This window comes from Streptomyces sp. NPDC015345 (assembly GCF_043078805.1).
Lineage (GTDB): Bacteria > Actinomycetota > Actinomycetes > Streptomycetales > Streptomycetaceae > Streptomyces.
The window spans coordinates 182,148-202,687 of sequence record NZ_JBIBTX010000011.1 but is presented as its reverse complement, the minus strand read 5'-3'; the positions used below and the strand labels follow the sequence as shown (position 1 = coordinate 202,687).

General features: G+C 70.6%; 24 protein-coding genes and 1 pseudogene. 12 read left to right on the top strand and 13 right to left on the bottom strand.

All coding sequences use genetic code 11. From position 1 onward, the window contains the following. Window positions 1–281 precede the first annotated feature (281 nt). The 6 genes from ACF062_RS35430 to ACF062_RS35405 all read right to left on the bottom strand — a co-directional run bounded on the left by ACF062_RS35430 (window position 282) and on the right by ACF062_RS35405 (window position 5,928). The gene (locus tag ACF062_RS35430; protein WP_392143830.1) at window positions 282–1,604 is read right to left on the bottom strand and encodes a hypothetical protein; all 1,323 of its coding nucleotides are present in this window, start codon (window positions 1,602–1,604) and stop codon (window positions 282–284) included. Next, entirely contained in the window at window positions 1,604–2,770 is a 1,167-nt protein-coding gene (locus ACF062_RS35425; RefSeq protein ID WP_392143736.1) for a hypothetical protein, read from the bottom strand. Before ACF062_RS35425 ends, ACF062_RS35430 begins: the two co-directional genes overlap by 1 nt. Then, the gene (locus ACF062_RS35420; protein WP_392143734.1) at window positions 2,767–3,774 is read right to left on the bottom strand and encodes a hypothetical protein; all 1,008 of its coding nucleotides are present in this window, start codon (window positions 3,772–3,774) and stop codon (window positions 2,767–2,769) included. Before ACF062_RS35420 ends, ACF062_RS35425 begins: the two co-directional genes overlap by 4 nt. 47 nt (window positions 3,775–3,821) lie before the next feature. After that, on the bottom strand, window positions 3,822–4,586 hold the full coding sequence (locus ACF062_RS35415) for an LPXTG cell wall anchor domain-containing protein (protein WP_392143733.1): 765 nt from the start codon (window positions 4,584–4,586) through the stop codon (window positions 3,822–3,824). 213 nt (window positions 4,587–4,799) lie between these two features. Further along, window positions 4,800–5,309, bottom strand: a complete 510-nt coding sequence (locus ACF062_RS35410; protein ID WP_392143731.1) for an ATP-binding protein — start codon at window positions 5,307–5,309, stop codon at window positions 4,800–4,802. A 250-nt stretch (window positions 5,310–5,559) separates the two neighbouring features. Next, window positions 5,560–5,928, bottom strand: coding sequence for an STAS domain-containing protein (locus ACF062_RS35405; RefSeq protein ID WP_356573668.1), 369 nt, complete (start codon window positions 5,926–5,928; stop codon window positions 5,560–5,562). 250 nt (window positions 5,929–6,178) lie between these two features. On the opposite strand from ACF062_RS35405, the gene ACF062_RS35400 reads away from it, so the two are divergent. After that, window positions 6,179–7,120 (top strand): RNA polymerase sigma factor SigF, encoded by a 942-nt coding sequence (locus tag ACF062_RS35400; RefSeq protein ID WP_392143729.1) that lies wholly within the window; start codon window positions 6,179–6,181, stop codon window positions 7,118–7,120. Window positions 7,121–7,198: 78 nt separating this feature from the next. On the opposite strand, the gene ACF062_RS35395 is transcribed toward ACF062_RS35400, so the two are convergent. Then, complete coding sequence (locus ACF062_RS35395) at window positions 7,199–7,897, bottom strand: aspartate/glutamate racemase family protein (protein WP_392143727.1); 699 nt, start codon at window positions 7,895–7,897, stop codon at window positions 7,199–7,201. A gap of 104 nt (window positions 7,898–8,001) precedes the next feature. Next, window positions 8,002–8,406 (bottom strand): ATP-binding protein, encoded by a 405-nt coding sequence (locus tag ACF062_RS35390; RefSeq protein WP_392143725.1) that lies wholly within the window; start codon window positions 8,404–8,406, stop codon window positions 8,002–8,004. Window positions 8,407–8,522: 116 nt separating this feature from the next. Here ACF062_RS35390 and ACF062_RS35385 point away from each other — a divergent pair, with 116 nt between their 5' ends. The 10 genes and pseudogenes from ACF062_RS35385 to ACF062_RS35340 all read left to right on the top strand — a co-directional run bounded on the left by ACF062_RS35385 (window position 8,523) and on the right by ACF062_RS35340 (window position 12,822). Then, a complete protein-coding gene (locus ACF062_RS35385) occupies window positions 8,523–9,374 on the top strand; it encodes a helix-turn-helix domain-containing protein (protein ID WP_392143723.1) in 852 nt (283 codons plus the stop codon). Continuing rightward, window positions 9,355–9,570, top strand: a complete 216-nt coding sequence (locus tag ACF062_RS35380) for a DUF397 domain-containing protein (protein WP_392143721.1) — start codon at window positions 9,355–9,357, stop codon at window positions 9,568–9,570. Before ACF062_RS35385 ends, ACF062_RS35380 begins: the two co-directional genes overlap by 20 nt. Window positions 9,571–9,593: 23 nt before the next feature. Then, on the top strand, window positions 9,594–9,869 hold the full coding sequence (locus tag ACF062_RS35375) for a Scr1 family TA system antitoxin-like transcriptional regulator (protein WP_392143719.1): 276 nt from the start codon (window positions 9,594–9,596) through the stop codon (window positions 9,867–9,869). Beyond that, a complete protein-coding gene (locus ACF062_RS35370; RefSeq protein ID WP_392143717.1) occupies window positions 9,844–9,975 on the top strand; it encodes a hypothetical protein in 132 nt (43 codons plus the stop codon). The genes ACF062_RS35375 and ACF062_RS35370 overlap by 26 nt, the downstream gene beginning before the upstream one ends. Window positions 9,976–10,086: 111 nt before the next feature. Beyond that, window positions 10,087–10,296, top strand: a complete 210-nt coding sequence (locus ACF062_RS35365; protein WP_392143828.1) for a hypothetical protein — start codon at window positions 10,087–10,089, stop codon at window positions 10,294–10,296. Then, window positions 10,280–10,804, top strand: a complete 525-nt coding sequence (locus ACF062_RS35360; RefSeq protein WP_392143715.1) for a DUF6879 family protein — start codon at window positions 10,280–10,282, stop codon at window positions 10,802–10,804. The genes ACF062_RS35365 and ACF062_RS35360 overlap by 17 nt, the downstream gene beginning before the upstream one ends. Continuing rightward, window positions 10,794–11,627 carry a helix-turn-helix domain-containing protein gene (locus ACF062_RS35355; RefSeq protein WP_392143713.1) on the top strand — a complete coding sequence of 278 codons (834 nt, stop codon included), beginning with the start codon at window positions 10,794–10,796 and terminating at the stop codon, window positions 11,625–11,627. Before ACF062_RS35360 ends, ACF062_RS35355 begins: the two co-directional genes overlap by 11 nt. Window positions 11,628–11,768: 141 nt before the next feature. After that, window positions 11,769–12,002, top strand: a complete 234-nt coding sequence (locus tag ACF062_RS35350; RefSeq protein ID WP_392143711.1) for a DUF397 domain-containing protein — start codon at window positions 11,769–11,771, stop codon at window positions 12,000–12,002. 94 nt (window positions 12,003–12,096) lie between these two features. Further along, a pseudogene (locus ACF062_RS35345) lies at window positions 12,097–12,555 on the top strand (hypothetical protein); the annotation flags it as partial. Continuing rightward, window positions 12,544–12,822 (top strand): DUF397 domain-containing protein, encoded by a 279-nt coding sequence (locus tag ACF062_RS35340; protein WP_392143826.1) that lies wholly within the window; start codon window positions 12,544–12,546, stop codon window positions 12,820–12,822. The pseudogene ACF062_RS35345 and the gene ACF062_RS35340, both read left to right, overlap by 12 nt. A gap of 43 nt (window positions 12,823–12,865) precedes the next feature. Here the strand turns inward: ACF062_RS35340 and ACF062_RS35335 are convergent, their stop codons facing one another. Further along, entirely contained in the window at window positions 12,866–14,068 is a 1,203-nt protein-coding gene (locus tag ACF062_RS35335; RefSeq protein WP_392143709.1) for an MFS transporter, read from the bottom strand. A gap of 96 nt (window positions 14,069–14,164) precedes the next feature. On the opposite strand from ACF062_RS35335, the gene ACF062_RS35330 reads away from it, so the two are divergent. Continuing rightward, window positions 14,165–14,770, top strand: a complete 606-nt coding sequence (locus ACF062_RS35330) for a TetR/AcrR family transcriptional regulator (protein ID WP_392143707.1) — start codon at window positions 14,165–14,167, stop codon at window positions 14,768–14,770. 31 nt (window positions 14,771–14,801) lie between these two features. On the opposite strand, the gene hutI is transcribed toward ACF062_RS35330, so the two are convergent. From hutI to hutU, 4 genes are all read right to left on the bottom strand, one after another. Continuing rightward, window positions 14,802–15,974 (bottom strand): imidazolonepropionase, encoded by a 1,173-nt coding sequence (hutI, locus tag ACF062_RS35325; RefSeq protein WP_392143705.1) that lies wholly within the window; start codon window positions 15,972–15,974, stop codon window positions 14,802–14,804. A gap of 150 nt (window positions 15,975–16,124) precedes the next feature. Next, window positions 16,125–17,477 carry a formimidoylglutamate deiminase gene (locus ACF062_RS35320; RefSeq protein WP_392143703.1) on the bottom strand — a complete coding sequence of 451 codons (1,353 nt, stop codon included), beginning with the start codon at window positions 17,475–17,477 and terminating at the stop codon, window positions 16,125–16,127. Next, window positions 17,468–18,670 carry an allantoate amidohydrolase gene (locus ACF062_RS35315; RefSeq protein WP_392143701.1) on the bottom strand — a complete coding sequence of 401 codons (1,203 nt, stop codon included), beginning with the start codon at window positions 18,668–18,670 and terminating at the stop codon, window positions 17,468–17,470. Before ACF062_RS35315 ends, ACF062_RS35320 begins: the two co-directional genes overlap by 10 nt. A 77-nt stretch (window positions 18,671–18,747) precedes the next feature. After that, complete coding sequence (gene hutU / locus ACF062_RS35310) at window positions 18,748–20,412, bottom strand: urocanate hydratase (RefSeq protein WP_392143699.1); 1,665 nt, start codon at window positions 20,410–20,412, stop codon at window positions 18,748–18,750. Between the last annotated feature and the right edge of the window lie 128 nt (window positions 20,413–20,540).

The following is a 20,540-nucleotide window of genomic DNA, read 5'->3' as shown; positions in this document are numbered from 1 at the left end:
GCGAATCCCCCGTCCCCCACCCACGCCCCCCAAAGGGGCGCGGGGAACTGCGCGCCCAGCCCACCAACAACCCGCAGCGGCCGAGCCCGGGGAAACCCCGCAAACGCGACTGCCCCAGACCGCCCCCTGGCGACTGCCGGCCGTCAGACGGTCGCTCGCGCAGTTCCCCGCGCCCCTGACAGGGGCGAATCCCCCACCCCCCAAAGGGGCGCGAGGAACTGCGCGCCCAGCCCACCAACAACCCGCAGGCCCCTGGCAGGGGCGCACACCACCCCGAAGGGTTATCGCAAGCCCCGCCTCCGCCTCGGGAGGAACGTGAAGACCGCGCCGCCCAGGAGAATCACCGTGCCGGCGACGAGGCCCAGGGCCCGCAGGGCGCCGTTGTTCTCCGCTCCGGTCTCCGCGAGGCCGCCGCCAGAGGCTGAGCCTCCGGTTCCACCGGCCGCCCCCGTACCCCCGGTAGCCGTGCCCCCGGACGCGCCGCCCGGCTGGGCCTTCGTGTCCAGTTCCAGGGAGACCTCGCTCTTGGCGGGCGTGCAGGTCGTCGTCGTACCCAGTGCCTTCACGGTCAGGACGCCCGGCGAGAGCGTCGCCTTGCCGTCCGCCCCCGGCTTGTAGGTGCCGGTGAGGTCCGGGATGGTGATGGGCGCGCCCGACTTGAAGGGGTCCTTGTTGGCCGGGCCCTCGACATGCACGGTGCCCTTGTCCGCGCCGCCGAGCCTGACCTCCATGGACGGCTTCACGGAGCCGGCGGGGATGTCCGCCGGGCTGTCCATCACGGACTTCTTGAACCGCACGGTCAGGCCATAGCCGCCGCCGTCCTTCTTGGCGTTGATCTGGACGGGCGAGGTGGCTTCCTTGTCACCGATCGGCGTCTTGCACTTGTAGGGCGTCTGGACCTCCTTGCCAGGGAATTCGGTCTGCCCGTCCCCGCCCCCACCGGAGGCCCCGCCGGCGTTGCCACCACCGCTCGCGCTCCCACCCGTACCGCCAGAGCCCCCGGTACCGCCAGTACCGCCGGTACCCCCAGTACCGCCGGATGACCCACCCGTACCACCGCCACCCGTCACCTGGATCATCGCGCCCGCCCCCACCCGCTCCTTCGGCGCGCACTTCGTGTCCGTCGAGACCGGCTTGCTCACATTGATGTCGTACGCGTCCGGCGTCAGCGTCACCTCACCCGCCGCCGTCAGTTTCAGCTTGCCCTTCATGTCGGACAGGATCATCGGGCTGTTCTTCTTGATCGGCGGGTTCTTCCGCTCCCCCTCGACCTTGAGGTCGCCGCTCTGACCGCCGCCCACCTTGATGGTGCCGCTCGGCTTCACCGTGTCCTGGTCCAGGTCCAGGATGTCCGGGTTCTTCGACGCCGCCTGCGTCGTCTTCCATACGACCTCGACCTCGTCGCCCACCTTCGCCGTGGCGGGCGCCGTGATCTCCACCTTCGTGGTGCCCTGCACGGGCGGCAGCCCGGAGATCGCCGGCGGGATGCACTCCGTCTGGTAAGCGACTTCGGCGGCCTGCGCCGGCCCCGCGGTGAACAGGACACCCGCTCCGCCGAGCAGGAGCGCGACCGAGGCCGCGCCCGCTCTCCGTCGATGCGTGATCACGTGTTTCCCTTCGTCGGACTGTTGTCGGACGGTGCGGAGAGCCGGCCCGCAGGCGCGCCGGGGTCTGTGTCGGGGGTGAACCACGGCAGAGCGGTCGTCCGCTCCGCCTGGCCGGGGCCGTGCCCGCCCGATCCCCCCGGGGAACGGGCGACGCGTGGCGCGCGGGCCTTCTCGTCGGCCGCGACCGCGCTCCGCGAAAGCCTCAACCTCGGCAGCCGGTCGGCGAGTTCGGCGACCCGCCCGGTACGGTGCCGGCCACCGGCACGCCGTCGGCGGGGCCGCAGCCGGTCGACGACCGCCATGCCGAGGCGGAACACGGCCGCGGGCACGACGAGGCAGAGCAGGATCCAGAAGACGGTGACGCCCCAGGGGCGGCCCACGCCCCATGGCTGCTCGGCGAGGACCTTCCCGCCGAACTTCAGCGAGACCAGGTAGTCGCCGTGCGCGCCCGCCGACAGTTCCACCGGCAGCTCGATCCGCGCCTTCTTGCCGGGCGCGACGGTGCCGCGCCACTGCTGCTCCTCCCACTGCGGCGCGAACACGCCGTGCGAGGTGCCGACCTGGAAGACGGGGTCCTTGACGGGCGCCGGGCCGACGTTGCCCACGGTGAAGACGAGCGTGCGCCGAGGCGGGGCGCCGAACCAGGTCAGCAGGGAGCCGGAGCCTTCCATGCGGGTGTCCGTCAGGACGGAGAGCCGCCCGCCGCCGGTCTGCTCGGGCAGCGGCTTCACGGGGTGGCCCGCGACCTTGAAGGCGGCGTCGGCCCGCGCCTTCTCACCGGTCACCGTGGCGACGTGCACGACGCAGGGGCAGGGCTCGGGCGGCTCGGCGACGGGCAGCTTCTTGCGGAAGGTGCCGTCCTTGCCGGTGGTGACGGCGCGGCCCTCGGCGTTGGCGCACGAGTTGGTGCCGCCGACGACTCCCCTGCCGGGCGCGGACTGCCCGCAGATCAGCATCATCAGCAGGGCTCGGGGCCGCCAGCCCGCGCCCTTGACGGTGACGGAGCCGCCCTTGCCCGCCTGGGCGGTTGAGAGCGTCACGGTGGGCTTGTCCGCTGCCGCCACGGGTGCCTGCGGCAGCAGGGCGGAGCCGAGCAGCGCCAGACCGACGACGGCCCACAACCAGGCCTTCCCGTTCTGCTTGCCATTCCGCCTGCCGTTCACAATTCCTCTCCCGTCCCCGCCGCGGCCAACTCCCGCCCGGCGTCCGGCCCTTGCCCGCGCTCCCGCTCCGCCCCGGATTCCGGTTCCGGCACCCGGGCGTCGCGTCTGCGTCCGCGTACGAGATGGAGCGCGCCGCCCGCTACGGCGAGCAGCGCGGCGGCCCCGCCCGCCACCGCTCCCCACGGAACGAACCGCGCCGACGCCGTGGCAGTGTCACGGGCACGGGTACCGCCGGAGGCCGTCGCCGTCAGCCGTACGTCCGCCACGTCGAGGGCGGGGACGTCAGGCCAGGGCTCGCTCAGGGAGACGCGGCGGCCCGGCGGCAGTTCGACCGGCAGCGGCCGCGCCGGGCGGTCCAGGAGCGTGCCGAAGACGCCGTCGGCGTGGACCGCGAGCTTCGGTTTCAGCACGGTGTTGCCGCGGTTGACCAGGTCGTACGTGATGCGCCCCGCGTCCTGGTCGATCCTGACGCGCTCCACGGTGAGCGCCGGGAGCGCGGACCCGCCGACCCGCAGGTGCAGCCGTACGCCCACCGTGCGCCCGCCGCCGCTCGCGACGATCACCCCGGGGTGGTCGCCGGGCACCGCGTCCTCGGGGACCGTCACGGTGAACGGCACCTCGGCGCGGGTGCGCGGCGGCACCTTCACCTGCCGCTGCGCGAAGCGGATCCACGCCCCCGTGGCCTTGCCGTTGTCGGCACCGGCGTCCGCACCCCGCAGGGACACCGTGCGGGGCTTCGGCCCCGGGTTGGTGACGGCGACAGTGTCCTGGAGCACCGTGCCCGGGGCGCCCTCGGCGTAGAAGGCGGGCCGGCCGTCCTTCGCGGGGCGCGTGCCGCTCCCGGTCGACGGCGCGACGGACCAGGCAGGCGAGCCGCCGCCGTCCGCGTGCGCGGGGGCCGCTGCCGCCAGCAGGAGGGCGGCGGCGCACGCCACGGCGGCGCGTGCGGAGGCCGGCATGAGCGGCATGGGCTGCTTCGGCGGCGTGGACGGCTTCGGCGGCATCGGCGGCTCCTGGCCTGGTTTCGGCGGTCCGGGCTGTCGGGCGCGGGCTACCGCGAGCGCGCCGCCTGGTTCCTGCGGGTCAGCCAGAGCGCGCCGGCCGCGCCCGCGAGCAGCACGGTGCCGCCGAGGGTGCCGAGCGCGATCGCGGAGTCCGCGGGGCCGGTCTGCGGGAGCTCGCCGCCGCCGGTGGCGGAGCCGTCGGAACCGCCGGTCGTGCCACCGGAGCCGGCGTCGAGGCCCGTGTCGGAATCAGAACCGGTACCGGTACCAGAACCGGAACCGGAGTCGGACCCGGAGCCGCCCGAGCCCTTGACGTCCAGTTCCAGGGAGGGTTTCGGGTTGTTGGACGGCGTACACGTGGTGGTCGTACCGAGCGCCTTGATCGTGAGGACGCCGGCGGTGAAGGTGACCTTGCCGCTCTTCTTCGGCGTATACGTGCCCGACAGGTCGCTGATCTTGATGGGGGTGTTGGCGGGGATCGCCTCGGCGTTCGGCGCGCCGGAGACCGGCACGGTGCCGCTGTCGGCGCCGCCGACCTTGATCACGGCGCTTGGCTTCATCGCGCCCTTGCCGAGTTCGACGGGGCTGGACGACACGCCCTTCTGGAAGGACATCGTGAGCTTGTGGCCGCCGCCGCTCTTGACGCTCTTGATGTCGATCGGCGAGACCGCGCCCTTGTTCCCGATCGGCGTCTTGCACTGGTAGTTGACGTCCTGGACGGTGGCCTGCGCGGCAGGGGCGGCCATCAGCACCGCCGAGCCGCCGGCCAGGGCGGTGGCAAGCGCGAGTGCGGCCGATTTCTTGTACGACACCTCGTGATCCCCTCATGCCGGTCGTCGTGGCGTGCCGCGGTGCGGAGTAACGCTGGACCGACGCATTACTGACGGCACATCAGATTGGGCGCTCAAGGTACGCCCGGGGCCTTGCCGAGGGAAGACAAAAGACGCGCCGGATCGTGGCGATCCGGCGCGTGTGCGAACCGTGGGTAACGCCGTGGCCCTGGGCGGGCCGCGGGCGAGCGGGCGCTAGGCGGGCGCTCCCAGCTCCGCCCAGACCGTCTTGCCGACGCCCCCGGGCGTGCGTACGACACCCCAGTCGAGGCAGAGCCGCTGGACGATGAACATGCCGTGTCCGCCGGGCCGTCCGGCGCGGTGCGGGGTCCGGGGCGCGGGCTGGCCCGCGCCGCGGTCGGAGACCTCGATGCGCAGCACTTTCCCGTCACTGGAGAGCCAGAGCTCGTCGGGGCCCTCGGCGTGCAGGCAGGCGTTGGTGACGAGCTCGGAGACGACGAGCAGGACGTCCTCGGCGGCGGCCCTCCGGTCCGCGCTCTCCGCGGGCAGCCAGCCCCACGCGTGCAGCGCCTCGCGCGTGTAGTCCCGGGCGAGCGGGACGATGCCGCTCGCGCCGTTCAGGCTCAGCCGGCGTACCTGGCGAGCCGTGGGCGCCCCGGAAGCCCGGTCCGCGGGAGCGTCCGCGACGGCGGCCTCGGACTCCGGGCCACGGTCGCCCGGCGAATAAGGCCGGGTGGTGCTCATCAGCGCTTCACCTCACCGACAAGATGACTGAGCACTCTGGACACGCAGAGGACTCTGGACAAGTAGGGGTCGTGGGACGAGTAGGGGACATCGGCTGCTTGCCGTTCTGACAGAGGACGGGTCCAGGTCTCTCCTGCCCGGCCGAACCGTGAGAACACCCACTTGTTCGGGCCGGTCCGTGTGACGCTGGTAACGCCTTGATCACATCGGGACAACTGACGCGTAACTTTCGCGTGCGGCCGTCATGGCCTCAGTTCTCCAGGGCTGCTTCGAGCGTCTCGTGCACCGTGAAGACGGCCTCCGCACCGGTGATCTCGAAGACCCGGGCCACCACCGGCAGCATCCCGGCCAGATGGACTCCGCCCCCCGCGGCCTCGGCCTTGAGCCGGGCCCCGAGCAGCACATTGAGTCCCGTGGAATCACAGAACTCAAGACGCGAGCAATCGACGACGAGCCTTGAATAGCCGTCCGCGAGGCAGCTCTCCAGCGGTTCTCGCAAGAGATCGGCGGTGTGGTGATCCAGCTCACCCGCCGGAGTCACGACGGCGCTCGCATCCGCCTTTCGCACTTCGACCAGAAGCCGGCCCCTGTGCGCACTGCCGACCGTGCCGCGGTCCATGCCGTCTCTCTCTTCCGACCGTCGTAGCTGTTGATGACGCCCCTGAACATTACGCCCTCCTTGCGGTTCGGGGTAGCCGAACATCCCCCCGAAAACGGACATTTCACCGTCAAACGCACTTGCGACCGGAGCGCGGAAGCGGGTAGGGGTAGAAGAGACAGCAATCGACACGGACGGCTTTGGAGGCGCCGCACACCGCAGTGCACGTATTGGCATCGGCAGCCATATGCCGAGAACGATGGAGGACACCATGTCACCCCGGCTCGACGAATCGCGTACTGACCAAGCGACGTCGACACCCCCGCCGTCCCACTCCGCCACCACGATCCCGGGCCCCGCCCATGAGCCGCAGCCTGTCCCGGAAGCGGCCTCGGAAACCCTCGAAGGGCTGCACGACCTCCCCGAGATCCCGCCGTACGCCGAAGTGGGGCCGCTGGACGCGAGGGCCCTGTCCAAGACCCTTTTCGAGCGCCTCGAATCGCTCGAAGAAGGCACGCACGAACACGCATACGTCCGCAACACACTGGTCGAGCTCAACCTCGCCCTGGTGAAGTTCGCGGCCTCCCGGTTCCGCTCCCGCAGCGAGCCGATGGAGGACATCATCCAGGTCGGCACGATCGGTCTCATCAAGGCCATCGACCGCTTCGAACTCAGCCGCGGTGTGGAGTTCCCCACCTTCGCGATGCCGACGATCGTCGGTGAGATCAAGCGCTTCTTCCGCGACACCAGCTGGTCGGTGCGGGTCCCGCGCCGCCTCCAGGAACTCCGGCTCGACCTCGCCAAGGCGGGCGACGAACTCGCCCAGAAGCTCGACCGGGCCCCGACGGTGGCTGAACTCGCCGAGCGCCTCGGCATCACCAACGACGAGGTCGTCGAGGGCATGGCCGCGTCCAACGCCTACACGGCGAGCTCCCTGGACGCCCAGCCGGAGGAGGACGACTCCGAGGGCGCGCTCGCGGACCGGATCGGCTACGAGGACCACGGCCTCGAAGGCATCGAGTACGTCGAGTCCTTGAAGCCGCTGATCGCCGAACTGCCGCCGCGCGACCGCAAGATCCTCTCCCTGCGTTTCGTCGCCAACATGACGCAGTCCGAGATCGGCGAGGAGCTCGGCATCTCCCAGATGCACGTGTCGCGACTGCTGTCACGCACCCTCGTCAAGCTCCGCAAGGGACTGACGGTCGAGGAGTGAGCCTGCGCGGCGCCGCCGGGCGTCTCAACGGTCCTGTGGGGCCCGCCTCTTGAAGGGGCGGGCCCCACAGTCGTCCTCTCACCCGGCCACGGCCAACGCCGCCTCGACCGCCGCCTGGGCGTGCAGCCGGGTCGTCGGGAAGACCGGCACGGCGCTGTGCTCCTGCCGGATCAGCAGCTCGATCTCCGTACAGCCGAGGATCACGCCCTCGGCGCCCCGGCGTACGAGCCCTGCGATGACCTCCTGATAAGCCACGCGGGACTCGTCACGCACGACCCCGAGGCACAACTCCTCATAAATAACCCGGTGGACGACGGCCCGCCCCGCCTCGTCGGGCACGAGCACCTCCAGGCCGTGCCCCGCCAGCCGCTCCCGGTAGAAGTCCTGCTCCATGGTGAACGCGGTGCCGAGCAGCCCGACCGTGCGCAGCCCGGCCGCGCGTACGGCTTCGGCGGTGGCATCGCCGAGGTGCAGCAGCGGCACGGAGATGGCGTCCGCCACCTGCCCGGCGACCTTGTGCATGGTGTTGGTGCAGATGAGTACGAGTTCGGCGCCCGCCGCCTCAAGTCCCTTGCCGGCGGCGGCGAGCACGTCCCCGGCCCGCTCCCACTCCCCCGCGACCTGCAACCGCTCGATCTCCGCGAAGTCCACGGAGTGCAGGACGCAGCGGGCGGAGTGCAGGCCGCCGAGGCGCTCGCGCACGAGTTCGTTGAGCAGTCGGTAGTACTCGGCGCTGGACTCCCAGCTCATGCCGCCGATGAGGCCGATGGTCTTCATGCGCCCAGGATCACATCCCCACCTCTCTCCGGCTCACGACGTCGTTCGAGTGACCTGGCCGCCGCCGCGCTCGACCGCGGCCTCCCGGTCGAAGCGCCGGGCGCCTAGGACCCGGCCCTTCGGGCCCGCCCCTCCCCCAGCTCGCACCAGACGGTCTTGCTGTCGGCCCCCTGCTCGACGCCCCAGCGCAGCGAGACGGCGTCCAGCAGGGCCAGGCCGCGCCCCGCCTCCTCGTCCCCGGTGGCGTGGCGCAGCACCGGCAGCGCGCGGGGGTCGGGGTCGGTGACCGCCACGCGGATCCGTCCCGCGCCGCCTCCGGTAACTCTCACCGTCACGGGGGTGCCTTCGCCGAGGTGCCGGATGACGTTGCTGAGCAGTTCGCTGACGCAGAGGGCGAGGTCGGGGTGCGGGCGGTACGCGCTCAGCGTCCGGCGCAGTTCGGGTACTGCCTTGGGCACGGCGAGCAGGGCGGCTTCGAAGTGGGGGGTGGCGGGAGCCGGGTCGTGCATGGGGGTACGCCTTCCGGTGCGGTGTGTGACGTTGCGGTCACACAGTGGCGTGGGGCGGCGTAGCGTGACAGGGGTTTGGGTTGCGCTGAGTAACTGGCGAATGGCGGTGGTGAGTTGTGCCCCCTCGTAAGGATCCCGACGCCTCGGTGAGCGTTCCGGCCTTCTACGGCGCGGAGTTGCGCTTCAAGAGGGAGGCTGCGGGCCTCACGCTCGAAGGACTGGCCGAGGGAAGCTACCGGGGTATCTCGTTCCTCAGCCAGATCGAGCGCGGCGAGCGTCGGATGCCGCTGGATCTGGCCCAGCACGTGGACGAACGGCTCGGGACGGACGGCTTTTTCCAACGCCGCTGTGAAGATGCGCGCAAGGCTCGGCAGGATGGTCATGCGGAGTACTTCGCGGATGTCGCGGAGATGGAGCGGGAAGCGGAGTCCATCGAGGACTGGGCACCCATGCTTATCCCCGGGCTGTTGCAGACGCGGGCCTACGCGGAGAAGGTCGTACGAACGTCGCTGCCCTGGCTACCGCCTGAAACCGTGGAGAAGCAGGTCAACGCCCGCATAAAGCGTGCGGAGCTGTGGCGGCGCGAGGAGCGTCCGGCCTTCTGGGCGATCCTGCATGAGCAGCTCGTCCGCAAGCCGCTTCTGGCTCCGCAGGAGATGTCGGACCAACTGATGCACATCCTGACGGTGATCCGGTCTGCGCAGGGCGTTCTACAGATCCTCCCGGAAACGGCGGCGGCACACCCGTTCATGATGGGCATGACCAGGACCATGACCTTCCCGGACGCCCCTCCCGTGGTGTACACGGAGGGCCTTCACAGTGGCCAACTCATCGACTACCCACGGCTCGTGAAGGACTACCGAAGGTCGTACGATCTGCTCAGGGCCGCCGCACTGCCACCGGAGGCGTCCCTGGCCCTGATCGAGGCAGCCGCAGAGGAATACCGCAATGGCGCGCAACAACCCTGACTTGAGCTCGATGCACTGGCGCAAGAGCTCCTACAGCAACGGCTCCGGCGGCGAATGCGTCGAGGTCGCCGACGGCCTCCCCGGCGTCGTCCCCGTCCGCGACTCCAAGGTCACGGACGGGCCCGCCCTGGTGATCGCGGCGGCCGCGTGGGGCCCCTTCATCGCCGCCGTCACGGCGAGTGAACCGGTCATCTGAGGGCAAGGAGTGGGGCGTGCAGCATGCGGGCAGGGAGAGTAACCACTCGACCGTCAAAGCCGAGTTCATGGCTGCAGCAGCCTGCGGGGCTGAGCAGGAAACAGAACGAGCTCGCCGAGATGGAGCGCGCTTCCACCGAGTTCCGGTACCTCCTGCCATCCATGGTGACGGGACTGCTGGCCACCCCTGAGTACGCTGCGGCGAGCCTCGCCCACATCCCTGGAGACCACAGCGACGCCGTCGCCCGGAAACTGGAGCGCCAGGCGGTCCTCCATGACACGTCGAAGCGGCAGTCGTGACGTCTCGGCGTATCTGGATGAGTTCGCCGTGTACGAGGGGTACGCCCGGTTCGGCGAAGAGGCGCGAGACCGGCTGTCCCCCTGGAGGCGGCAGCTCCTCGCGTGATCGTCTACCCGACAACGCAAATATCGGCGATGTGCCATGGACGGTCGCCGCTGGGTCGACCTACCGTCCTCGTGGCGGCAGGAGATGGACCTGCGCCCAAAGGAGGAGATGATGGAGCGTGCGGAACTCATCCGTCTGACCGGCAGTGTCGGTGGGCCTGACTGTGATGACGACGATTGTCCGAACGTCTATCGGACCAAGAGCGGTTCATTCGTGGTCCAGGGAAACCTGTCCGAGGCTTTCACTCCGCCTACCGGAGAAGGCTTGGTGGAGATCCCGGAGCATATTCTGAGGGAGACCTTCCGTGCTCTTGGATGGTGAGGACTGGCGCAGGTTCTTCGACGCCTTCGAACAGGAAGCGTGGCGATTCGAGGCCCAGCCGACGTACACCATGCCCAAGGAGCGGGAGAACGTCAGCCGGTTTCTGCGCGGTGAGCAGAAACCCGCCGACCACAACGCCCGCTGGCACGACAGGGTGCGCAGGTACGTCGAATCCGGCAGACGTATCGGACGCGTCCGCATCGTGCGTCGACCGCTGACCGACTACCAGCGGTATCAATTCTCCTGGGGCATTCCCGGAAACGTCGCGGCAGGTGAGGACATCCGGGTCCTGGACGTGACGCACGAGGATTACGGGCTACCGCTGTCCGGGCGCGACTGGTGGATGTTCGACGAGTCACGCATCGCCCACCTGAATTTCCGGCCGGACGGAACCCAGATCAACCGCGAGGCTTACGAGGGTGACTCGTCGCCTTACCGGGAGTGGAAGCGAATCTCCCTGGAGCACGCCGTGCCCTTCGAGGAGTACGTGCGGGGCCTTGACGTTTGATCCAGCGGAACTAGGCCGGTCCAAGTCTGACCTGGCGAACAGACTCCGCGCCCTGCGCAAGCGAGCCGGCCGTACTCAGGTCTGGCTCGCTCAGCGCTGCCACATCTCCCAGACCAAGCTCAGCAACATCGAGACGGGCCGGATCACTCCGGGTGCCGTCGATGTGGACTTGATCCTCGGAGCCCTTGACGCGCCACCGGAAGTCGTGGCGGACGTGGCCGCTCTTGCCCGGCTGGCCCATACGGAGTGGCAGGGCAAGCGGGCCTCGCGGCGCAGAGGACTCGAAAAGCGGCAAGCGGAGCTCAGCGGGCTCGAAGCGGAAGCCAAGGAGTTCCGCTACTTCTTGCCCGCGATGGTGACGGGGCTCCTCGCCACCCCCGAGTACATCAGAGCGAGTCTCGCTCACTCACCCGTGGACGTCTCCAAAACAGTGGCCGGGAAACTGCAACGGCAAGCGATTCTCTACGATGAGGCGAAGCGGTTCACGTTCCTGTTGACGGAACAGGCCGTGAAGTGGGCGGTGGTCCCGCGCTTGGCGATGGCCGTGCAATTCGACCGACTCGTCTCCATGTCCCGCTTGCCGCATGTTCGCATCGGCATCATTCCCTCAGGAACCGCTGTCGGGCGCGGGCCGATGAACACATTCACTCTCTACGATCGCCGGTTGGCCACTGTCGAGACGTTCACGGGACGCATAGTCTTCCAAGATTCCAGGGATATCACGGAGCACTTGGAAGTGTTCGGTATGTACGAACGTCATGCCTTGTTCAATGACGAAGCCCGTGCACTTCTCGAAGAATGGGCTACCGCCTACCGCTCGTGATCATCTACCCGACAACATGAATAGGGCTGGATCCGCCTCGCCGAGTGGCTGAAGATCTAGGCACACCGGCCGAACGATCCAGAGCGCCGGCTGCAATCCCCGTCCCCGTTCCCGCCTGACCGCGACAACGGAAGGTGAACCATGCCCGGATCCGACCTGTACAGCCTCCCCATTTCCGAAGGCGCCGTATTCAGCAAGGCGTGCGGCGGCAATACCCACCCCGACGGCGAATCGTGCGTCACCCTCTGCCGGATCGGCGCGGACACCTGGGCGGTGGGGGACAGCAAGCGGCCCGACGTCCCACCCTTGCGTTTCACCACCGCCGAGCTGGACGCGGCCGGCATCGACCCGGCGCGGTTCGGGCTGTCCGCCTGACCGGTCCCGATGGCCACCGGCCGGGCCCACCCCCTTCCTCGCGGGGCGGGCCCGGCCGGTCACCACGCTCCGTGACTTCCCCGAAGGGCGCGAAGTGCACCACCACGGATACCTCTGGACCGGTCCCAAGCAACGGTTCGACGACGAAGCCCTGCGGCGGCCTCCGCCTCCGCATCTGCCTCCCGACGGCAGCCGCCCCGAGTTGGTCCAACGCCACCGGGAGGTGAAGGCGGAGTTCCCCGTCGTGGACCTGCCTCCGCTGGAGACGGCGTACTGGCTGGTCAAGCCGGTACAGCTCATTCGGGGGACGTGGGACGGGCCGAAGGAGGCGGCAGCCTGGTTCGCCGAGCAGCTGGCCCAGTACGCGCCACGCTTCGACTCCGCGTCCGATCGGGACCGCGCCCACCTCACGCTGCTCGCCGACTCCGCCGCCGAACGGCTCAGCTGCGGCGGAGATGTCTCCCACGGCTGCTACCTGGAACGGCCCGTGTTCCTATCCCTGGCCGTGGTCTGCTGCTCCCCGAATCGCTTCGCGCCCGAACTGCCCTGCCCCTCAGGACTCCCCACCCCCAGCGGGCGACGAACTCGCCGAGCGCCTCGGCATCACCAACTTCTGCCCGTACGGGCACGCGTCGGCCAGCGGCATCCGACGCTCACCGCGCCCGATCTGACTGAGGAGGGAGATACCCCGGTACGCCTCCTCCCCGGCGTCGTCCCCGTCCGCGACTCCAAGGTCACGGACGGGCCCACCCTGGTGCTCCCGGCGGCCGCGTGGAGCCCCTTCATCGCCGCCGTCACCGCAGGTGAGCTGACCGCCTGAGAGGAACGCCGCCCGTGCGCCGGGATGCCGTGGCCGGTCCAGGTCAGCGCAGGTTCTCGTCGGCGCGGGCGCTCCAGACCGCCAGCGCGGCCGCCAGGGCGCAGGCGCCGCCGAGCCACAGGACGCCCTGGAGGGTGAACGTGTCCACGATCAGGCCACCGGCCAGCGCGCCGAGGCCGATCGACAGGTTGAACACCGCCACCCACAGGGAGGAGGCCGCTTCCACCGCCTGCGGGGCCGCCTTGATCATCCAGGTCTGCAGGCCGACCGACACGCCGCCGTACGCCAGACCCCAGACGATCAGCAAGAGGGCACCGCCGACCGTCGTCCGGCCCAGCAGCAGGAAGAGCGGCATCGCGACCGCGAGGGACACGGCGGTGATCAGCACGCTCCGGTGCACCCTGCGCGCCAGCGCGGCGCCGGCGACAAAGTTGCCGATCATGCCTGCCGTGCCGAAGCCGAACAGCAGCGGGCCGACAAGTCGCTCGTCGATGCCGGACAGCTCCTGAAGCGTCGGGCTCACGAAGGTATAGGCCGCGAAGTGGCCGAAAACGATGAGGACCGTCGCGATGATGCCGATGCGCACGCCGGGGTTGCGGAACTGCTCAGCCAGGAGACGCAGCCCAATGGCCTGTGGGGCGGCCAGCGACGGGAGCACGGCCAGCAGGGCGATCAGCGCGATGAGAGCCAGGCCGCTCATCGACGCGAAGGCGACGCGCCAGCCGGTGAGTTCACCGATCAGGGTGCCGAGCGGGACGCCGAACACGTTCGCGGCTCCGACGCCACCGAAGACGATCGCGGTGGCGCGTGGCACGTTCGCGGTGGACACGAGCCGGACGGCCAGGCCGCTGGCGATGGCCCAGAAGCCGCCGATCGCCACCCCGACCAGCACCCGGGAGGTGACCAGGACGGCGAAGTTCGGCGCCATGGCCGATGCCACGTTGGCGAGGGTCATCAAGGCCATCAGCCCGAGCAGCAGGAGCCTGCGGTCCAGTGCGCCGACGAGTACCGGAACCACGGGTGCCGCGACCGCGGCGACCAGGCTGGGCACCGTCACCATGAGCCCGGCGGTTCCTTCGGAGACCGACAGCGCCGACCCCACGGAGGTCAGCAGGCCGATCGGCAGTTGCTCGGCGGTCACCAGCAGGAACGTTCCCAGGGCCACTGCGCTGACCGCCAGCCAGTGATCTTTTGTTGGTGTCTGCGAGGTGCTCGCCAAGGCGGCGGACTGTTCTGCGGTCGTCACCGGTGTCTCCTCCGTTCGTTTGGGAGCGTTCGCTCCCATACGAGGGAGGACCATAATATGGGAGCGATCGCTCCACAAGTTCGGTAGAGTGGGGGCATGGCACGCCCCCGACAGTTCGATGAGCAGGACGCGGTCGTCAGAGCGACCGAGCTGTTCTGGCGACGCGGCTACCACGCCACCTCGGTGCGTGATCTGGGCGACGAGCTCAAGCTCACGCCCAGCAGCCTGTACCGGACGTTCACCGACAAGCACACGCTGTTCTTGCGCGCGCTCGACCACTACCGGGCCACGGAGTCCGCTCAGGCCGAGCGACTGCTTGAGGCCGACAGTCGGCCGATCCGGCACGTGCTGCGGGACTGGATGCTGTGGCTTGTCACCTGCCCGCCCGACGGCGAACCCGGCCGAGGCTGCTTCGTGGTCAACACCGCCACCGAACTCGGCACCAAGGACGACCAGGTCAGTCAGCGGACCGAAGCCGCCTTCGAGGTCACCCGGCAGGCACTGCGCTCGCTGCTGCTCCAGGGGCGGGGCAAGGGCGAACTGCCCGCCGGTCTCGACGTCGACGCCGCCGTGGAACTGCTGTTCACCACGGTCCTCGGGCTGCGGGTACGGGAACGCGCCGGCCACGACCCCGCACGCCTGGCCACCGCGATCGACGTCGCGATCCGGACCTTGGGGCCCACGCCGACGACACCCTCCTGACCACGGCTTCGGTGCCGAACCGCCCTGCCCCTCAGGACACCCGCACGCCCCGCTGCCACACCCCACTGACCAACGGCACCCCCGGCCGATACGCCAAGTGCACATGGCTCGGCGCGTCCAGCAGGGCGAGGTCCGCGCGGGCGCCCTCGCGGAGTACGCCCACGTCCTCGCGCCGCAGTGCCGCCGCGCCGCCCGCCGTCGCCGACCAGATCGCCTCGTCCGGGGTCATGCCCATGTCCCGTACCGCCAGGGCGATGCAGAACGGGACCGAGGAGGTGAAGGACGAGCCCGGGTTGCAGTCCGTGGAGAGGGCCACCGTGGCGCCCGCGTCGAGGAGGCGGCGGGCGTCCGGCCACTCCGCCCGGGTGGAGAACTCCGCGCCCGGCAGGAGCGTCGCCACCGTGTCGCCCTGGGCCAGGGCGTCCACGTCCGCGTCCGTCAGGTGCGTGCAGTGGTCCGCCGACGCCGCGTCCAGTTCCACCGCCAGTTGGACTCCGGGGCCGTACGACAGCTGGTTCGCGTGGATGCGGGGGTGCAGGCCCTTCGCCTTGCCCGCCGTGAGGATCGCGCGGGCCTGGTCGCCGTCGAACGCGCCCTTCTCGCAGAAGACGTCGATCCAGCGGGCGTGCGGGGCGCAGGCGTCCAGCATCTCGCCGGTGACCAGTGCGACGTACGCCGCAGGGTCCTCGGCGTAATCCGGGGAGACGATGTGGGCTCCGAGGTACGTCACCTCGTCCGTGTGCCGTGCCGCGATGCGCAGGGCGCGGGCCTCGTCCTGCGTCGTCAGGCCGTAGCCCGACTTCGTCTCGAAGGTCGTCGTGCCCTGGCGCAGGGCCTCCCGGAGGTAGTGGACGACATTCGCCTCCAACTCCTCGTCCGTTGCCGCACGCGTCGCCGCCACCGTCGTACGGATGCCGCCCGCGGAGTAGGCGCGGCCCGACATGCGGGCGTTGAACTCCTGTGTGCGGTCGCCCGCGAAGACGAGGTGGGAGTGGGAGTCGACGAAGCCGGGGATCGCGGCGCGGCCGTCGGCGTCGTGCACCGTGTCCGCCGCCGGGGCCTTCGCCGCCGGGCCCACCCAGGCGATGGTCCCGCCGTCCAGGACGACGGCGGCGTCCGTGAGCAGGCCCAGGGAGCTGCCGTCGCCCTGGGCGGGGTCGTTGGTGACGAGGCTCGCGATGTTGGTGATGACGGTGGTGGTCATGAGGTGCTCCATGGAGGGAGGGCGGGGGTTCGAGCGAGTTCCTTCCCCAAGCCCGCCCCTTCCCGAAACCGGGGCTCCGCCCCAGCCGCCGCTCCTCGAACGCCGGAGGGGCTGGGAAAGCGGGCAAGGCGGCGGCCTTGGGGGGACCGGTCAATCTCTCAGCGCCGCCACCGCCTCCGCCAACGCCCCCGGCACATCCGGCACCAGCGCGTGCGCCCCGTCCCGTACGACGACCCGGCCGCCGGACACCACATGCCGGACGTCCGCCGCCGTCGCCGCGAAGACCGCCGTCTCGGCGGCCAGGCGCGGCACCGGGCCCGCCGTGCGGACCGTGTCGAGGGCGACGGTGGTGAGGTCCGCCAGGGCGCCCGGCTCGATGGCGCCCGCGTCGGGCCAGCCGAGCGCCGCGTGCCCCGTGGCCGTCGCCGCGCGCAGCAGGGCCGCCGCCGTCCAGTGGCCCCGCGTGTGCGAGCGGAGGCGTTCGTTCAGTTCCATCGCGCGTGCCTCTTCGAAGAGGTCGATCACCGCGTGGCTGTCGCTGCCGAGCGACAGAGGACTGCCCGCCCGGTCCAGGGCGACCGCGGGGCCGATGCCGTCCGCCAGGTCGCGTTCCGTCGTCGGGCACATGCACGTGCCCGTCGTCGTGCCGCCGAGCAGTCCGATGTCCTCCTCCGTCAGGTGCGTGTTGTGGATGCCCGTGGTGCGCGGGCCGAGGACGCCGTGGTCGGCGAGGAGCTGGGTCGGCGTGCAGCCGTGCACCGCCTGGCAGGCGTCGTTCTCCGCCGTCTGCTCGGAGAGGTGGACGTGCAGGGGCGCCTGCCGCTCCGCCGCCCACTGGGCCACCGTGCCCAGCTGCGCGGCCGGCACCGCCCGTACGGAGTGGATCGCCGCCCCGATCCGGGCGTGCGGGCGGTCCTTGAGCGCCGAGGCCCGCTCCGCCCACGCCTGCGCCGTGCCGTCGGAGAAGCGTGTCTGGTGGCGGTCGGGAGCCTTCCCCCGCGTCGCGGAGAGCAGTCCCGAGGCCACGTACGCCGTGTCCAGGAGGGTGATGCGCACGCCCGCGTCCACCGCCGCCTGGATCAGCGCCTCGCCCATCGCGTTGGGATCGGCATAGGGGGTGCCGCCCGGCCCGTGGTGGAGGTAGTGGAACTCCCCCACCGTCGTGATGCCCGCCAGCGCCATCTCCGCGTACACCGCCCGCGCGAGCGCGTGGTAGCTCTCGGGCGTCAGGCGGTCCGCCACCCCGTACATGACCTCGCGCCATGTCCAGAACGTGCCGGAGCCGACCTGGACGGTGCCGCGCAGCGCCCGGTGGAAGGCGTGCGAGTGGGCGTTGGCGAGGCCGGGGAGCGTCAGGCCGCGCAGGACTGTGGCACCCGGTGGCGGCGCCGCGACGTCCTTGCGGACGGCCGTGATCCGCTCGCCCGTCACCTCCACCGCCACGCCCGGCTCGACGTGCGTGCCGAGCCAGGCGTGCTCCATCCAGTACGTCGTCACCTGCACGCCAGCCCTTCCAGTACGTCGGCCAGTGCGGTCACCCCGGCCAGGCAGTCGTCCTCGGCGGCGTACTCGGCCGGGGAGTGCGAGACACCCGTGGGGTTCCGTACGAACAGCATGGCGGTCGGGATGGAGCCGGACAAAATACCCGCGTCGTGGCCCGCGCCCGTACCGAGGACCGGAATCGGCCGGTCGGCCTCCTTGCCGAGGATCGTGGCCAGCTCGTCGCGCAGCGCGTCCTCGAAGTCCACCACCGGCGTGAAGGACTCGCGTACGACGTCGAGGTCGATGCCGTGCCGCTCGGCGTACTCCCGGGCGGCCTTCTCGATGCCGGTGACGACCGTGTCGAGGGTCGGCTGGTCGGCGGCGCGGGAGTCCAGCCAGCCGCGCACGAGGGACGGGATGGCGTTGACGCCGTTCGGCTCGACGGAGATCTTGCCGAACGTGGCGACCGCGCCCGCGAGTTCGGCCTCCCGGCGGGCGGCAAGGACCGTCTCCGCGTACGTGAGCATCGGGTCCCTGCGGTCCGCCAGGCGGGTCGTGCCCGCGTGGTTGGCCTCGCCCCGGAAGTCGAAGCGCCAGCGGCCGTGCGGCCAGATGGCGGACGCGATGCCGACGGGGTCGCCCGTGAGGTCCAGGGCGCGGCCCTGCTCGACGTGCAGCTCCACGAACGCGCCGATGCGGGCGAGGCGTTCGGGGTCGGGGCCGATGCCGTACGGGTCGTAGCCCGCCGCCTCCATCGCCTGCGGGAGGGACACGCCGTCGCCGTCCCGCAGCTTGTGCGCCGCCTCGACGGTGAGCTGTCCCGCGGTGAGCCTCGACCCCACGCAGGCCAGGCCGAAGCGGGCGCCTTCCTCGTCGCCGAAGTTGACGATGGCGAGGGGCCGGGTGAACTCCTTGTGCCGGGCGCGCAGTTCGTCCAGGGCCGCGAAGGCGGAGACGACGCCGAGGGGGCCGTCGAAGGCGCCGCCGTCGGGGACGGAGTCCAGGTGGGAGCCGGTGACGACGGCGTCCCCCTGGCCCGGGTCGCCGAGCCAGGCCCACTGGTTGCCGTTGCGGTCCAGTTCGTACGTCAGCCCGCGGGTATCCGTCTGGGCCTTGAACCAGGCGCGGCAGTCGGTGTCAGCCGCCGTCCAGGCGTAGCGGCGGTAGCCACCCGAGCCGGCGTCTCGCCCAATGGAACTCAGGTCCCGCCACATTTCCTGGAAGGACGAGGGCCGCGCCCCCTCAGGGGCGCGAGGAACTGCGCGACCAGCCCCCACAGGCCGAGAGCCGTTCACGCGCCGTCACCCTCCCGCATGGGAACCCGCACACCCTTCTCGTCCGCCACGGACTCCGCGATGTCGTACCCGGCGTCGACGTGCCGGATGACGCCCATCCCGGGGTCATTGGTGAGAACGCGCCGGATCTTCTCTCCGGCGAGCTTCGTGCCGTCGGCGACCGAGACCTGGCCCGCGTGGATGGAGCGGCCCATGCCGACGCCGCCGCCGTGGTGGAGGGAGACCCAGCTGGCGCCCGAGGCGACGTTCACCATGGCGTTCAGGAGCGGCCAGTCGGCGATCGCGTCGGAGCCGTCGAGCATGGCCTCCGTCTCGCGGTACGGGGAGGCGACGGAGCCGCAGTCCAGGTGGTCGCGGCCGATGGCCAGGGGCGCCTGGAGCTCGCCGGACGCCACCATGTCGTTGAAGCGCTCGCCCGCCTTGTCGCGCTCGCCGTAGCCGAGCCAGCAGATGCGGGCCGGGAGGCCCTGGAAGTGGACGCGCTCACCGGCCATCTTGATCCAGCGGTGCAGGGATTCGTTCTCCGGGAAGAGGTCGAGGATCGCCTTGTCCGTCTTGTGGATGTCGGAGGCCTCGCCGGACAGCGCCGCCCAGCGGAAGGGGCCCTTGCCCTCGCAGAAGAGGGGGCGGATGTAGGCGGGGACGAAGCCGGGGAAGGAGAAGGCGCGCTCGTAGCCCGCGAGTTGGGCCTCGCCCCGGATGGAGTTGCCGTAGTCGAAGACCTCGGCGCCCGCGTCCATGAAGCCGACCATGGCCTCGACGTGCCGTGCCATCGACTCACGGGCGCGGGTGGTGAAGCCCGCCGGGTCCTTGGCCGCGTACGTCTGCATGTCGTCGAAGTCGACGCCCACCGGGAGGTACGACAGCGGGTCGTGGGCCGAGGTCTGGTCCGTGACGATGTCGATGGGCGCGGACTCGGCGAGCATGCGCGGCAGCAGGTCGGCCGCGTTGCCGAGCAGGCCGATGGAGAGCGGCCTGCGCTGGTCGCGGGCCTCGACGGCGAGCTGGAGCGCGTGCTCCAGGGAGTCGGCCTTCACGTCCAGGTACTTGTGCTCGATGCGGCGCTCGATGGCGCGCGGGTCGCAGTCGACGCAGATCGCGACGCCGTCGTTCATGGTGACGGCGAGGGGCTGGGCGCCGCCCATGCCGCCGAGACCGGCGGTGAGGGTGATCGTCCCGGCGAGGGTGCCGTTGAACTTCTTGGCCGCCACCGCCGCGAACGTCTCGTATGTGCCCTGGAGGATGCCCTGCGTGCCGATGTAGATCCACGAACCGGCCGTCATCTGGCCGTACATGGTCAGGCCCAGCTGCTCCAGGCGGCGGAACTCCTCCCAGTTCGCCCAGTCGCCGACGAGGTTGGAGTTGGCGATCAGGACGCGCGGCGCCCACTCGTGGGTCTGCATGACGCCGACGGGGCGGCCGGACTGGACGAGCATCGTCTCGTCCTGCTTCAGGGTCTTCAGCGTGCGGACCATCGCGTCGAAGGAGCGCCAGTCGCGGGCGGCCTTGCCGGTGCCGCCGTAGACGACGAGCTTGTCGGGGTGCTCGGCGACCTCGGGGTCGAGGTTGTTCTGGAGCATGCGCAGGGCGGCTTCCTGCTGCCATCCCAGGGCGCTGAGTTCCGTGCCGCGCGGCGCTCGTACGGGGCGGGGTCCTGACATGGGGCGGTGCCTCCTCGCGTGAACCTGCTGTGACTGTCGTCGCTCTGCCGACTGTGACCTTGTTATTCACATCCTGATGGGCTGAATAGAGCTAGTCAATAGCGAACGGATGCGCGAGTACGCCAGCG